The 12016-nt window shown below is 71.0% G+C and carries 16 protein-coding genes; 12 read left to right on the top strand and 4 right to left on the bottom strand.

The window, feature by feature from the left end:
• The first annotated feature begins 5 nt into the window (after window positions 1-5).
• Genes ACFW6B_RS15360 through ACFW6B_RS15345 form a run of 4 tightly spaced genes read left to right on the top strand, consistent with a single transcriptional unit; the run spans window position 6 to window position 2619 of the window.
• Window positions 6-233 carry a hypothetical protein gene (locus ACFW6B_RS15360; RefSeq protein WP_386596261.1) on the top strand — a complete coding sequence of 76 codons (228 nt, stop codon included), beginning with the start codon at window positions 6-8 and terminating at the stop codon, window positions 231-233.
• 54 nt (window positions 234-287) lie between these two features.
• Window positions 288-1088 carry an SDR family NAD(P)-dependent oxidoreductase gene (locus ACFW6B_RS15355; protein WP_386596001.1) on the top strand — a complete coding sequence of 267 codons (801 nt, stop codon included), beginning with the start codon at window positions 288-290 and terminating at the stop codon, window positions 1086-1088.
• A 33-nt stretch (window positions 1089-1121) separates the two neighbouring features.
• Window positions 1122-2306 (top strand): zinc-dependent alcohol dehydrogenase, encoded by a 1185-nt coding sequence (locus ACFW6B_RS15350; protein WP_386595999.1) that lies wholly within the window; start codon window positions 1122-1124, stop codon window positions 2304-2306.
• Between the two features lie 55 nt (window positions 2307-2361).
• Window positions 2362-2619, top strand: a complete 258-nt coding sequence (locus ACFW6B_RS15345) for a hypothetical protein (RefSeq protein ID WP_386595998.1) — start codon at window positions 2362-2364, stop codon at window positions 2617-2619.
• A gap of 22 nt (window positions 2620-2641) precedes the next feature.
• Here the strand turns inward: ACFW6B_RS15345 and ACFW6B_RS15340 are convergent, their stop codons facing one another.
• The gene (locus tag ACFW6B_RS15340; protein WP_386595996.1) at window positions 2642-3175 is read right to left on the bottom strand and encodes a 2'-5' RNA ligase family protein; all 534 of its coding nucleotides are present in this window, start codon (window positions 3173-3175) and stop codon (window positions 2642-2644) included.
• A gap of 362 nt (window positions 3176-3537) precedes the next feature.
• Here ACFW6B_RS15340 and ACFW6B_RS15335 point away from each other — a divergent pair, with 362 nt between their 5' ends.
• Window positions 3538-3996 carry an SRPBCC family protein gene (locus ACFW6B_RS15335; RefSeq protein WP_386595995.1) on the top strand — a complete coding sequence of 153 codons (459 nt, stop codon included), beginning with the start codon at window positions 3538-3540 and terminating at the stop codon, window positions 3994-3996.
• A gap of 190 nt (window positions 3997-4186) precedes the next feature.
• Window positions 4187-5026, top strand: a complete 840-nt coding sequence (locus ACFW6B_RS15330) for an RNA polymerase sigma factor SigF (protein WP_386595993.1) — start codon at window positions 4187-4189, stop codon at window positions 5024-5026.
• A gap of 148 nt (window positions 5027-5174) precedes the next feature.
• On the opposite strand, the gene ACFW6B_RS15325 is transcribed toward ACFW6B_RS15330, so the two are convergent.
• Window positions 5175-5450: an ANTAR domain-containing protein gene (locus ACFW6B_RS15325; protein ID WP_386595992.1), complete on the bottom strand. Its 276-nt coding sequence runs from the start codon at window positions 5448-5450 to the stop codon at window positions 5175-5177.
• A gap of 359 nt (window positions 5451-5809) precedes the next feature.
• Here ACFW6B_RS15325 and ACFW6B_RS15320 point away from each other — a divergent pair, with 359 nt between their 5' ends.
• The 3 genes from ACFW6B_RS15320 (at window position 5810) to ACFW6B_RS15310 (ending at window position 6489) form a co-directional block, all read left to right on the top strand.
• Window positions 5810-6079 (top strand): hypothetical protein, encoded by a 270-nt coding sequence (locus ACFW6B_RS15320; RefSeq protein ID WP_386595990.1) that lies wholly within the window; start codon window positions 5810-5812, stop codon window positions 6077-6079.
• A complete protein-coding gene (locus tag ACFW6B_RS15315; protein ID WP_386595988.1) occupies window positions 6076-6234 on the top strand; it encodes a hypothetical protein in 159 nt (52 codons plus the stop codon). Before ACFW6B_RS15320 ends, ACFW6B_RS15315 begins: the two co-directional genes overlap by 4 nt.
• A gap of 66 nt (window positions 6235-6300) precedes the next feature.
• Entirely contained in the window at window positions 6301-6489 is a 189-nt protein-coding gene (locus ACFW6B_RS15310) for a hypothetical protein (RefSeq protein ID WP_386595986.1), read from the top strand.
• Between the two features lie 88 nt (window positions 6490-6577).
• Here the strand turns inward: ACFW6B_RS15310 and ACFW6B_RS15305 are convergent, their stop codons facing one another.
• On the bottom strand, window positions 6578-7588 hold the full coding sequence (locus ACFW6B_RS15305; protein ID WP_386595984.1) for a PQQ-binding-like beta-propeller repeat protein: 1011 nt from the start codon (window positions 7586-7588) through the stop codon (window positions 6578-6580).
• 643 nt (window positions 7589-8231) lie between these two features.
• On the opposite strand from ACFW6B_RS15305, the gene ACFW6B_RS15300 reads away from it, so the two are divergent.
• Window positions 8232-8780: a GIY-YIG nuclease family protein gene (locus ACFW6B_RS15300; protein WP_386595982.1), complete on the top strand. Its 549-nt coding sequence runs from the start codon at window positions 8232-8234 to the stop codon at window positions 8778-8780.
• Window positions 8781-9290: 510 nt separating this feature from the next.
• On the opposite strand, the gene ACFW6B_RS15295 is transcribed toward ACFW6B_RS15300, so the two are convergent.
• On the bottom strand, window positions 9291-10124 hold the full coding sequence (locus ACFW6B_RS15295; protein ID WP_386595981.1) for an alpha/beta fold hydrolase: 834 nt from the start codon (window positions 10122-10124) through the stop codon (window positions 9291-9293).
• Window positions 10125-10233: 109 nt separating this feature from the next.
• Between ACFW6B_RS15295 and ACFW6B_RS15290 the strand changes: the two genes are divergently transcribed.
• Entirely contained in the window at window positions 10234-10719 is a 486-nt protein-coding gene (locus ACFW6B_RS15290; RefSeq protein WP_386595979.1) for a MarR family winged helix-turn-helix transcriptional regulator, read from the top strand.
• A 373-nt stretch (window positions 10720-11092) separates the two neighbouring features.
• Window positions 11093-11362 carry a DUF6578 domain-containing protein gene (locus ACFW6B_RS15285; RefSeq protein ID WP_386595977.1) on the top strand — a complete coding sequence of 90 codons (270 nt, stop codon included), beginning with the start codon at window positions 11093-11095 and terminating at the stop codon, window positions 11360-11362.
• The last annotated feature ends 654 nt before the right edge of the window (window positions 11363-12016 follow it).

Genomic DNA, 12016 nt, shown 5'->3' with positions numbered 1-12016 from the left:
CGTGCTTGCACTGGACGCAACAGCGCCCGCACCTGGCCGGCGCGGTGGGCGCGGCGCTCTTCCGGCACGCGCTGGACTCGTCCTGGCCGGTGCACCGGAGCACGACCCGGGTGGTCACCGTGACCGGTGCGGGCCGTACCGCGCTGCGCGCACGGCTCGGCCTCCCCGACGACGCGCTGTTCCCGGAGACGAACGAAGCCGGGGGCACGGCCCCGAGAAGTGAGAGGGCCTGAAGAGGTTCTTCCGGTTGCCCGCATGACCTGGACGGTCTGGGTACTCGGCACGGTATGACCCTCATACGACCTTTGGCCGTCGTCACCGGCGCCTCCAGCGGGATCGGCTTCGAACTGGCCCGGCAGCTCGCCGGGCGGGGCTTCGACCTGGTCATCAACTCCGAGGACTCCGAGCGGCTCGACGAGGCGGCGGCGCGGCTTCGCGCGGAGGGCGCCCACGTGGAGACGGTCGTCGCCGATCTGCGGCGCTTCCCCGAGGCCGAACGCTTCTACGAGGCCACCAGGACCACCGGACGCCCGGTCGACGTGGTGGCCCTGAACGCCGGTGTCGGCCACGGTGGCCCCTTCCTGGAAACGGACCTGGTGGACGAGCTGGAGATCATCGACCTGAACGTCCGCGCGACGGTGCATCTGGCCAAGCGGTTCCTGTGCGACATGGCCGACCAGGCCGAGGGCCGGATCCTGGTGACCTCCTCGATCGCGTCGACCGTGCCCGGCCCGTTCCAGGCGGTCTACAACGCGTCCAAGTCGTTCCTGCAGTCCTTCGTCCAGGCGCTGCAGAACGAGCTCAGGGGAACCGGCGTTTCCGTGACCTCGTTGATGCCCGGTCCGACCGAGACGGACTTCTTCCACCGCGCCGACATGGACGACACCAAGGTCGGCCGGCAGTCCAAGGACGATCCGGCCCAGGTGGCGGAGCAGGGTCTGGACGCCCTGTTCGCCGGCAGGACCGAGGTCGTCGCCGGATCGGTGAAGACCAAGGCGCGGGAACTGGTCAACAAGGTCCTGCCCGACGGGGCGAAGGCGGAGGCCCACCGAAGGACGGCGGCACCGGGTTCGGGCCGCGACTCCTGACGACGAAACCTGCTGACGACGGGACGAGGACGCATGAAGGCGTTGACGTGGCACGGCAGGCGTGACGTGCGGATCGACACGGCACCCGACCCCACCCTCCAGGATCCGACCGACGTGATCATCAAGGTGACGACCACGGGTCTGTGCGGATCCGACCTCCATCTGTACGAGGTCCTGGGCCCCTTCCTCGAAGCAGGGGACGTCCTGGGCCACGAGCCGATGGGGATCGTCCAGGAAACCGGCCCCGAGGTCACGGACGTCCGGCCCGGCGACCGGGTCGTCATCCCGTTCAACGTCTCCTGCGGGACGTGTTTCATGTGCGGGCGGGGCCTGCAGTCCCAGTGCGAGACGACCCAGGTCCGGGAATACGGCAGCGGCGCCTCCCTCTTCGGCTACACCAAGCTCTACGGGCAGGTCCCCGGCGGCCAGGCCGAGTACCTGCGCGTACCGTTCGGCAACACGCTCCCCATCGCGGTTCCGCCGGGCCCCCCGGACGAGCGGTTCGTGTACCTCTCCGACGTGCTGCCGACCGCGTGGCAGGCCGTGGAGTACGCCGCGGTGCCCCCTGGCGGGACGGTCGCGGTCCTCGGGCTGGGCCCGATCGGGGACATGTGCACGCGCATCGCCGCCCACCGGGGCGCCGGGCAGGTCATCGGCATCGACCTGGTGCCCGAACGGCTGGAGAGGGTCGGGGCGCGCGGGGTGCGGGCCCTGAACCTGGAGGAGCACGGCGACGGGATCGTGGAGGCGGTGCGGGACCTCACGGACAGCCGCGGACCCGACTCCGTCATCGACGCCGTGGGCATGGAGGCCCACGGGGCCTCCGCGGCCAGGATCGGCCAGCAGATGACCACGCTGCTGCCCGACGCCTTGGCCGCCAAGCTGATGCGACGGGCCGGGGTGGACCGTCTCAGCGCCCTCTACCTGGCCATCGAACTCGTCCGGCGCGGCGGCACCATCTCGCTCTCCGGCGTCTACGGAGGGATGACCGACCCGCTCCCCCTGCTGACCATGTTCGACAAGCAGATCCAGCTCCGCATGGGGCAGGCCAACGTCTGGCGGTGGGTGGACGACATCCTTCCCCTGCTGACCGACGGCGACCCGCTCGGTGTCGAGTCCTTCGCCACCCACCGTCTGCCGCTGGACCGGGCCCCGGACGCCTACGCCGCTTTCCAGAAGAAGCGGGACGGTGTCGTGAAGGTCCTTTTCACGCCCTGACCGGTGCGGCACGATTCCGGGTCCGGCTCCGGGGTCCGGGGGTAGGGTCGGAGCCGTGAGACGTTCACAGCGCGCCCAGCAGCCCGTACTCGATCCGTCCGCGACAGCCGCGGCGGCCGCGGCGTTCCTGGACACGCAGGAGATCACGACGACGGGCTGCCGTGGCTGCGGGACCGAGATCGCCGGGGTGAACGGGCGGTACTCGTGCGGGGCCTGCGGGTGGACGAACCCGTGGCACGAGGGGCACCGGGACCTGCCCGGTGCCGAGGACGATCCGGACTGGCCCGGCCGGAAGCAGAAGTCCGGGACGTGACGAGGCCGCGGGCGGAGCCGTCTCAGGGACGGGGCCCCAGCACTTCCAGGGCCCCTGTCTCGGTGTCGTAGCTGCGCAGGGTGGTGAGCCGGACCGACAACGGCGGCGCCGGCAGCAGCTCGGGGATCCGCCGGCCGGCGAACGCGCCGGCCCGCCGGGAACGGCCGAGGGTGACGTGCGGGCTCCAGCGCGCGGGGTCGTGCAAAGGGTTGAGGGTCTCGGGCGGGCTGTCCGAGACCACCGCGTCCCACACCCGGCCGTGCAGACCGGCCAGGGCGGAGTCGAGATCGAGGGCCCAGGCCAGCACCGAGGTCGGCCGTTCGAAGCGGACCACGCCGGTGAACCGCACCGACAGGGGCAGGGCGGCGGCCACCTCGGCCAGCTCCCAGCGGATCGGGGCGGTCAGCTCCGGGCAGGCGGCCAGGGTGAGATGGGGGCTGTTGGTCGGTGAGCGGTGGCGCGCCTGACTGGGCAGCCCCGCCTCCGCCAGCCGTCGCCACGCTTCCCGGACCACGAGGTCCGCCGCCTCGTCCAACAAGACCTCGACCGTGCGCACCGACGCAGCCTACCGGCGACCGCCTGCGATCTCGCCGCCCGCCGACAGGACCGTCACACCGGACGCGCGACGGGGCGAGGACCGTCGCACCAGGAACACGACGGGGGCGGCTCGAGGGAGCCGACTCACCCGTCCGGACTTGCCGGACTGTGCGCGCGGCGCGTCGGACCGACCCTGGAAACCGAACCCGAGCGGCAGGAGCGGGAGCCCGCTGCGCCGCACGCACCCGTCGACCGAGGAGGGGCCGTACTCTCGCGCCGGGCTCCGCAGCCGCCGGACGCCCACTGCGGCCGGGGATCCTCGTCCCCGGACGCCCCGGCCGAAGGCGTCCCCCGTGCCGCCCGTCCTCCAGGAGCGTGATCATGGCCCGGAACCGCCGTCTGATCCTGAGCTCGCCGTCCGAGGTCTGGCGCCTGCTGTCCGACGGCCACCGCTACGGGGAGTGGGTGACGGGAACTCGGCAGGTCCTCGCCGCCGACCCGCACTGGCCGGAAGTAGGAGCCCGACTGAAGGTCCGGGTCGGTGCGGGCCCTCTGACGCTCGACGACACCTGCGTCGTCCGCGTCTGCGAGCCGCGGCACCGGCTGGAGCTGGAGGCGAAGGCGGATCCCTTCGGCGCGGCACGCATCGCCATGAGACTGGTCCCCTGGGGCGAGCACACCCTCTTCACCCTCGACTGGCACCCCCTCAGGGGCCCCGGCACCAGGATGCACGGGCTCCCCGTGGACTACATCGTCGCCGTCCGCAACGGCATGATGCTGACGAAGCTGGCCCGGATCGCGGTGCGCGAGCACACGCCGGGAGCGTTGGAGGCGCTCTGAAGTCCATGGCGGCGGCGTCTCGACCTCGTGAAACCCGGGCCGGGCCCGTCGCGTGGCCGCAGCGGGCCGAGGCGCCGCAGGAGTGTCTGAACAAAAACTGGCATGCGCGCCGTGAACCGGGGTAAGCGCGGGGTGGCCGGCTTCCGAAAGCCGGCAGCGCGGGGGCTGGAGCGATGGGGAGGAGCTTGTGATGACGGTGACCGAGACGGCCGGGGCACGGACAGCGGCACTCCCGGAGATCACCGACCCTTCACGGATCGCCCCCACGGACGCCCGCCGGCTGTCCCGGCTGTTCTTCGACCGGCTCGCCGTCCTGGAGGAGGGCACGCCCGAGTACCAGTACGCGCGCAACACCCTCATCGAGATGAACGTCACCCTCGTCCGCTACGCCGCCGCGCGCTTCCGCAGCCGCAGCGCGGACGAGATGGAGGACATCGTCCAGGTCGGCACGATCGGGCTCATCAAGGCCATCGACCGCTTCGAGCTGTCCCGCGAGGTCGAGTTCACCTCCTTCGCCGTCCCCTACATCACCGGTGAGATCAAGCGGTTCTTCCGCGACACCTCCTGGGCGGTCCACGTCCCGCGCCGCCTCCAGGAAGCCCGCGTCCAGCTCGCCAAGGCCACCGAGGAACTCCGCAGCCGGCTCGGCCGCATGCCCACCGTCAAGGAACTCTCCGGGCTGATGTCCCTGAGCGAGGAAGAGGTCAACGAGGCGCGGCTGGCCTCCAACGGCTACAACTCGGCCTCCCTGGACGCCGCCATCGGCTCCGGCGACGACGGTGAAGCGGCGCTGGCCGACTTCATCGGCAGTGACGACAGCGCCCTCGAACTCGTCGAGGACTTCCACGCACTGGCCCCTCTGGTCGCCGCGCTCGACGACCGTGAGCGCCGCATCATCCACATGCGGTTCGTCGACGAACTCACCCAGGCCCAGATCGGCGAGCACCTCGGCGTCTCCCAGATGCACGTCTCGCGCCTCCTCAACCGCACCCTCGCCGAACTCCGCGAGGGCATGCTCACCACGCGCTGATCCGCTCGGGCTGCCGGACGGTGCCGCTGGTGGAGGACGACGGGGCCGGGGTCCGGCCGAGGACGGCAGGAGGCCGCCCCCGGCGGGTCGCAGGTGGTGATCATGCCTGTGACGAACAGCCCGGGTCGCCCGTGGGACCCGGGGTGCTTCATCCAGCCGTTGAACGGGGCGGCCGGGGAGGGCGGGGCCTGCTCCTGATCGACTCCTCCAGGGCGATACGGATGCCCAGGTTGAGTTCGCCGCACGCCGCCCACGCCGTGACGAGTTCGGCGATGCGGCGCAGCGTGATGTTGGTGCGCTGGGAGACCTCGGCCAGGACGGTCCGCGCCTGGTCGGGCCTCAACCGCCCGAGAGCCATCACGATCCCCACCGCCTGCTCCGTCACCGCGGACGTACTCGTCGGCCGCTCCTGCGGTGTCACCACCTCGCCCTGCGTGGCGGGGGCAGGCCCAGGGGTGGACCGGGGGCTCGCAGGAGGCGGCTGTTCAAGGCCGGGACAGCGTCGGTCGCGCTCCTGTCCCTGGGGCAACAGGTCATCCATCGCCGTCGTCTCCTCTTCGCTCTGGGCGCCGGGTCCTGAACCGTGAGTCCGGGCTCGGACCGGAATCGCTTCGGAACCGACCGGACGGGCAGCCGGGGCGCTCGCACGGGCCGCGCCCGCCTGTCCGGAAAGGGCCGCTGCCGCCACGCGGACACCACGGAGCATGCGCCGCGGTCCGAAGCACGAGATCCCGGGTGCCCCTGGCCCCTCTCGGGCAAACACCGCGTTGCTCTTCCTGGGGGGTGCTCTTCATCCCCAGCGGCCCGTGGACCGGCTCTCCCGTCGCCTTCGCCCTCGGGACGATGCTCGCCGTCCCGATGTCCCCCGTGTTCCTGTTGCTCCACCGTCCCGGGCTGAAGGTCCTCGGGGCCCGGGGGCCTCAAGCCCGCACCGCCGCAGCACACTTCGCCGTCACCGTACTGGTCCTCATGCCTCTCGACGTCGTCGACCGGGGGCCGGCGGGCACCGGTGGCGAGTGGCTCGACCTGGGCGTATACGATCCCCGGCCATGAAGCGTTCGATGATCGCGCTGGTCGGCGCGGGAGCAGTCACGGTCGCCCTGGGCGGTTACGCCGTCGGGGCGACGCGGCACGACGGCGCGTCCGAGCGGTCGACCAGGTGCGAGCGGACGAAGGACTATCTGATCTCGTCCGACGACCTCTCATGACCTGACTCGCCCATCGGGCTCCACCGGCCGCGCGCTACGGTGTCCGGGACCTGGACACGGAGGATCATGGCGAAGCGGCGATACGTCGCCCGAGGTGTGCCCGGCGGATACCGGATCTGGGACAACCGGGGGCGGCGCTGGTGGGGCGATCTGTACGAACTGTGTCCGGACGGTCTTGTCGCCGAGCTGAACGGCGGCGCCGACCCGGCCAGGCTCACGGCGCTGCTGAAACGGTACCGGGCCCTGAAGCGGTAGAGCCGTCCTCCCTGTCTCTCACGTGCCCGAACCGGATGCCCCCGAGCCCCGGGCCGCACCATCGGCCGACGACGTGGCGCGGGCGGGGTCAGTCCGTGGCGACCAGCAAGTCACCCGTGCCGTCCCGCCAGCCGATGCTCACCGCGCCGTCGGCGATGTCGAGGATGTCGAGCTTGTCGTAGTAGTCGTGGTCGTCCGGCGCGGTCATGACCGGCAGTCGAAGGGCGTGGAGCAGGCGCCCGGTCTCCGCGTCGAGGACGATCAGGTCGGCGTGTACCCGGCGGCCCGCGTCCGCCTCGTCCAGGAACGGCTGGCGTACGACGTAGACCCGGCCGTCGGCGATCTCGGGGAACCCGAACTCCTGGCCCGTCGGCGCCCGCAACCGCCAGGAGGCCCGTCCGTTCCGGGCGTCGTGGGCGCGCAGGAGAGTGTCGTGGTCCGTGGAGCCCTCTTTCGGGTCGGCGGCGGACAGGACGGTGCCGTCGCCGCCGGCGACCACGCTCCCCTCGTCCAGGGAGAGGGTGGAACGCGGAGAGACCCCTTGGCGGTTCATGCCGAGCAGCCGGACGGTCCGCGGGTGGTCCGGGTCCGGAACGGCGAGCGTGTGTCCGTCACTCCAGAACGTCCGATTGGGGTCCACGGTGGGCTGACGCCAGAGGGCCTTGCCCGTACGGTTGTCGACGCCCAGCAGAAGGTAGTCGTTTTCCGTGATGTCGCCCTTCCGGCTGCAAATCACAGGGATGACGCTCAGGTGGTCCGGCAGGGTGTGCACGGAATGGACGATTACACGGGGACACGACTCGGACGTCTTCACCGTCCACAGGCTCCGGCCGTCACGCTCGTCAAACGCACGCACGGCGCCCGGCGCTTCCGTGACGACCTGACCGCCGACGAGCTCCACGGACCGATAACCGTCTTCCCGGAGCTCCACGCTCCACAGGCGCTTGCCCGTGCGCAGATCGATGCCGACGAGCCTTCCGTCGGAGTGGCCGACCACCACGGTGCGTTCCGATGCCGGGAAGCCGTGCATGGTCACGCTCGGCTCCCGGCGCTCGTAGCGCCAGTACTCCTTGCCGGTCCGCAGGTTCACCGCCGTCACGCCGGAAGCCCTCCACCGGAGGGACAGTCCGTGCACCAGGGTTTGCTCACCCGCGGGCCGGCGTACGACGTGTTCAGGCGCGACCGGGGCTCCGGCGGCGAATGCGGCCGGGAAAGGGCCACGGGCTCCGGTGAACACGTCCCGAGTCCGGTACCAGAGCCCCAGCAGGCCGATCGCGAGGAGGCCCAGCGCGATGAACGCGCCCCACATCCGCCTGCGGGCCCTCCGCACGTCCGTGCGGCTCGGAGCAGGTGTGCCCGGTGCCCCCGGCAACCCCACCCCTGGTTCCCCCAGTAAATTCATCCGCTGTCTCACGACAGTCCCCCTGCCGTCACTGCCCCTGGTCACCGTGACCCCGGCGACTCGGGGATCTTCCCGTCCGTGCGGGCATCGGACAAGAGGCGGGCCGGGGAAATCGGCGGCGTGCCACGGCCGTGCCGCTTCCCGCGGCCGTCACGGTCGACGACAGCCCAGCAGGGGCGAGATGCCTCGCCGGGCAGGAGGCGCCACGACCGCAGCGACTCGGGCGTCCTCCCGGCCGATCACGCCCGCCCTCGCACAGCCGCGGTGCCTGGTCCGCCGCCGGGGCTCCCCTGGACAGCCAGTACTCTGCGGTCAGCAGCCCGCCGACCTTGGAGGCTCCGTGGCCCGTACCGCTCTCACCGAACCGGATCGGCTGTGGTCGGCGCGGGAGGTCCTGTCGCGTCCCAGCCCGGTGCCGGCCGCGGCAGGGGTCTACGGCTGGCACTTCGAGCAGGCGCCCAGCGCGGACCTCGCTGCCGGGTGCCTGCTCTACGTCGGCATCGCTCCGCGGTACATGGCGAACCGGACCAGCACGCAGAACCTGCGCAAGCGCGTGCGGTACCACTACCGCGGCAACGCGGCCGGATCGACGCTTCGTCTCACGCTCGGCTGCCTGCTCGGGATCGAGCTGCGCCGAGTGGGCAGGAGCGGTACGCGCATGACCTTCGGCAAGACCGGGGAAGCCGCACTCAGCCGGTGGATGGCGGAGAACGCCCGCGTGTGCTGGATCGAGCACGACGAACCGTGGACCCTGGAGTCGGAGCTCATCTCGCGACTCGACCTGCCGCTGAACCTCGACCAGAACCGCCGCAACCGGTTCCACAGCCGGCTCACGGAAGCGAGATCCCAAGCCCGGCTGCGTGCAAGGGAGTTGCCCGTCAGCGCATGAGCCGGTCGGACCGACCGGCCGGGGCGTCCGGCGGGACCTCTGGAGCGTGCGCGGTACGGACCGCCCTCGGCCGGCCCTGGTGCTACCCGACCCGGGTCATCCGCCGCTCCGCTTCCTCTGCGGCCATCGGGGCCCGGATGCCGTACACGTCACCGACCCGCAGATCGCCCGGCGTGCTGTACTCACCGCAGGTACCGATGACCGAGACGGCCACTCGGGAATCGGGCTGCCGGAAAGTACGGAAGTACGGGGCGTTCGCCAGGATTTCCGGGATCTCCAGAAGCGGGACGCCGCCGCACCGCGCGTCACCCGGCTTTGTTACTCGTCCATAAGGCGTGACCGTCCCGCGAAACGTGTGCCGGACTCCGCCAGAGACCCCATGAGGGCGGCTCCGACTGGCCCCGGCATGCGGTTCGATCCGGGACCACCGGTGCCGTGGATGCCCATGGACATCCGCCTCGCCGGTCTTTCGGCAGGGTTCGGCAGGGTGTCGCGCCGGGCCGTTCCGCGTCAGTCCTCGACGGCGAGGATCTCCCTGATGCGTGTCGCGTAGGCCCGCGGGTGGGTGGTGTTTCCGTTGTGCCCGCCGGGCAGCTCCTGCGGTTCGCGGCCGAGCAGTGCGGCCAGGGCAGTCACGGCCCGGTAGTCGAAGACGGTCCGCGGGGTGGTGCGCCCGGCGGCGGGCACGATACGTGTGCTGACGCTCCTCAGCGCGGCGGTGTCCAGTGTGTCGCGAATGATCGCGGTGAAGTCGTGCCGGATGAAGTAGTCGAAGTTGGCGACTCGTCGGGCGTTCATCGGCTGGGGTGTCAGACCGGGTTCCCTGTCCGCGGCGGCGGGGTCGATGCCCAGGCTCCTGGCGATCTCCGGGAGTGCCGCGGCGAGGCCCTCGTGGAGGTAGAGGTCCTGAAGGGTGGTCAGTTCGCGCTCGTGGAGGGCGCGTTCGCCGTCAGGCAACAGGCGTGGGGCGACGGGCTCGTGGGCGATGAGGGTGCGGATCTGCCCGGGATGCCGGACGGCGGCGTGCAGACCGATGACGGCTCCGAGACTGCAGCCGAGCACGAGGGCGGGGGCGTCGGTGAGTGAGGCCAGCAGGCGGTGGACGTCGTCGGCGTGCTCGGCCAGGGTCGCGCCTCGCCCGGGGGCGCCGAGGCGGCTGCGGGAGAGTCCGCGACGGTCGTAGGTGACCACGGTGTGGGAATCGGCGAGATGGCCGACGAGGTCGACGGTGCGGTCGGCGTCGCCTTCTCCGCTCTGCGAGATGAGCAGCAGAGGGCCGGTACCACGGACCTGGTAGTGCAGGGCCGCGCCGGGAACGGTGAGCGTACCGGTGGTCTCGGGCATGACGTTCCCCCTTGTGGGCGGCGGGCCTTCCGCCGTGTCCACCATCACCGTAATCCATCGAACTAGATGCATCAATCTCGATGAATCTAATTCGATGTATGTTGGGATCGTGAACGGAGTCGAGCTGTTCCTGCTGGGACGCACCCTGATGAAGATCGGCGAGGAGGCCCTGCCGGAGCCTCCGGGCGGCGCCGACCGCCATGCCGGCAGCGCCCGGCTGGTGCTGGTCGTGGCGAGCGACATCGCCGCTCATCCCGACACCGCCGTCGGCGAGATCGCCGCCCGCACCGGTCTGCCGCAGAGCCAGGTGTCGTCGGCCGTCGCCCGGCTCAAGGAAGCCGGGTCGGTGCGGACGGCTCCGGATCCCGCCGACCGGCGCCGTGTGCTGGTGCGCCAGACCGCCGACGTGTCCGAGCGAGTGGCGCAGGTACGCGCCGCCGGCATCGAGGACGCCCTCACCATCGCGCTGGGATCCGACGACCCGCAGCGGCTGAGGGAGGTCTCGGAAGCACTGGACGTACTCGCCCGGAACCTCTTGCCGCAGCCGGGGGTCCTGGAGTCCCACCGCGCAGGCATCGTCTCTCCGCCGGAGTAAAACCGTTGCTTCGTCCCGTCGGCTTTGCCCGCCTTGGTGTCCGTGGCTCCCAGGTCTACGTCTCACCCCTCACAGAAGTAGGCGTACGGCGCCACGGACACGCCCTCTGCGATGGCACGTTCACAGTTCTCACCGGCTACTGGGCTGCTGCAGCTGATCTCGACGAGTTCGACCGTGCCGTCCGCCGCATAGGTGATCACCAGCATCGGCGAGGTGCCGTAGACCGCTCGCTCGCCGCCGGGTCCGTGACGTGGCAGCCCGATACGCTCCTCGACTTGCGAACGGTGGTCGCCGGTCTTGCGGCCGTACCTCGCGCGGTCGCGTGGTCAGGAAGCCGCACGGGATCGAACTCCTGAAGCGGGTGCCGTAGATCATGCGCGAGGAGCATCACGGCCGGGACGAGGGGCGCGCGCCCACCTCGGTGGAGGTGGTGTCGATCGCAGAGGTGCACTGCCGTTACGGGGTACTCCCGGGCGCCGCGGACAAGGTGAACCACCCCGTTCCGGGCACGACCGTGCTGGTTCCGGTCGAGGAGGCGGACGGGTGGGCGAAGGCCAGGCCGGGCGTCAGCTTCGCGGGCTATATGGTGACGGCCCGGCGTGCCGCGGACGGGGCGGAAGGTTCGGCTGCTCGCGGTCGATGAAGGAGCCGGCGGGACAGGCTTCTCGCCCGGCCGCCGTACAGCGGCTCCGTACCGCAGACCCCAGCGACCGGCCCGGTCCGGGAGCGTTCCTCCAGGGCCTCCGGGCAACCGGTACGACCGTCACCGACCGATCCGGCCAGAGCTACGGACCGGGTGACGCCCACGAGAGGGAACGGCGCGCGGTCGGCTCTGGCAGGTCACTGCCTGGCCATCGACGAAGCCCGACCGTCGGTTAGGTCCCGGACGATTCTCCGGGCCGCCCCCAGACAGGCCGGGGATGCAACCATTCCTTTCAGAGCTGGAACCCCCGGAAGCCGACCGCGCACCTGAGACCCTAAAGGCCGGCACTGACAACGGCCTTGTACGTGATCGACCGTCGAGCAACGCGTGTCCGACCGCGTGCTCGTGGTGTGCCAAGTCATCGTTGCGGTGCCTCGGCCTCAACGGCGAGCAGCACCAGCACCTCGGAGCACTCCTGCTCGACAACCGTCCGAAGCGGCACGAAGCCCACTGTGGCGCACCCCGAGCAGGTGTCCAGTCCCAGGTGATGTTCGACAGTGGCCCTAGGGCCTGTCGTCAAATTCCCGCCTGCCTCGCGACGCCTGGCACGCACTCTCGCCGCACCGGGCGAAAGCCCCAGTACGTCCAGTACGA

The organism is Streptomyces sp. NPDC058751 (assembly GCF_042746485.1).
Lineage (GTDB): Bacteria > Actinomycetota > Actinomycetes > Streptomycetales > Streptomycetaceae > Streptomyces.
The sequence above is the reverse complement of the archived record's forward strand: the minus strand, read 5'-3'. Positions and strand labels throughout refer to the sequence as shown.

What these genes read in the sequence shown, in the direction of transcription:
- ACFW6B_RS15295 (WP_386595981.1), bottom strand. Translation starts at nt 10,124, where the DNA reads ATGCCCGAGACCACCGGTACGCTCACCGTTCCCGGCGCGGCCCTGCAC.
- ACFW6B_RS15350 (WP_386595999.1), top strand. Translation starts at nt 1,122, where the DNA reads ATGAAGGCGTTGACGTGGCACGGCAGGCGTGACGTGCGGATCGACACG.
- ACFW6B_RS15330 (WP_386595993.1), top strand. Translation starts at nt 4,187, where the DNA reads ATGACGGTGACCGAGACGGCCGGGGCACGGACAGCGGCACTCCCGGAG.
- ACFW6B_RS15355 (WP_386596001.1), top strand. Translation starts at nt 288, where the DNA reads ATGACCCTCATACGACCTTTGGCCGTCGTCACCGGCGCCTCCAGCGGG.
- ACFW6B_RS15310 (WP_386595986.1), top strand. Translation starts at nt 6,301, where the DNA reads ATGGCGAAGCGGCGATACGTCGCCCGAGGTGTGCCCGGCGGATACCGG.
- ACFW6B_RS15285 (WP_386595977.1), top strand. Translation starts at nt 11,093, where the DNA reads ATGCGCGAGGAGCATCACGGCCGGGACGAGGGGCGCGCGCCCACCTCG.
- ACFW6B_RS15315 (WP_386595988.1), top strand. Translation starts at nt 6,076, where the DNA reads ATGAAGCGTTCGATGATCGCGCTGGTCGGCGCGGGAGCAGTCACGGTC.
- ACFW6B_RS15335 (WP_386595995.1), top strand. Translation starts at nt 3,538, where the DNA reads ATGGCCCGGAACCGCCGTCTGATCCTGAGCTCGCCGTCCGAGGTCTGG.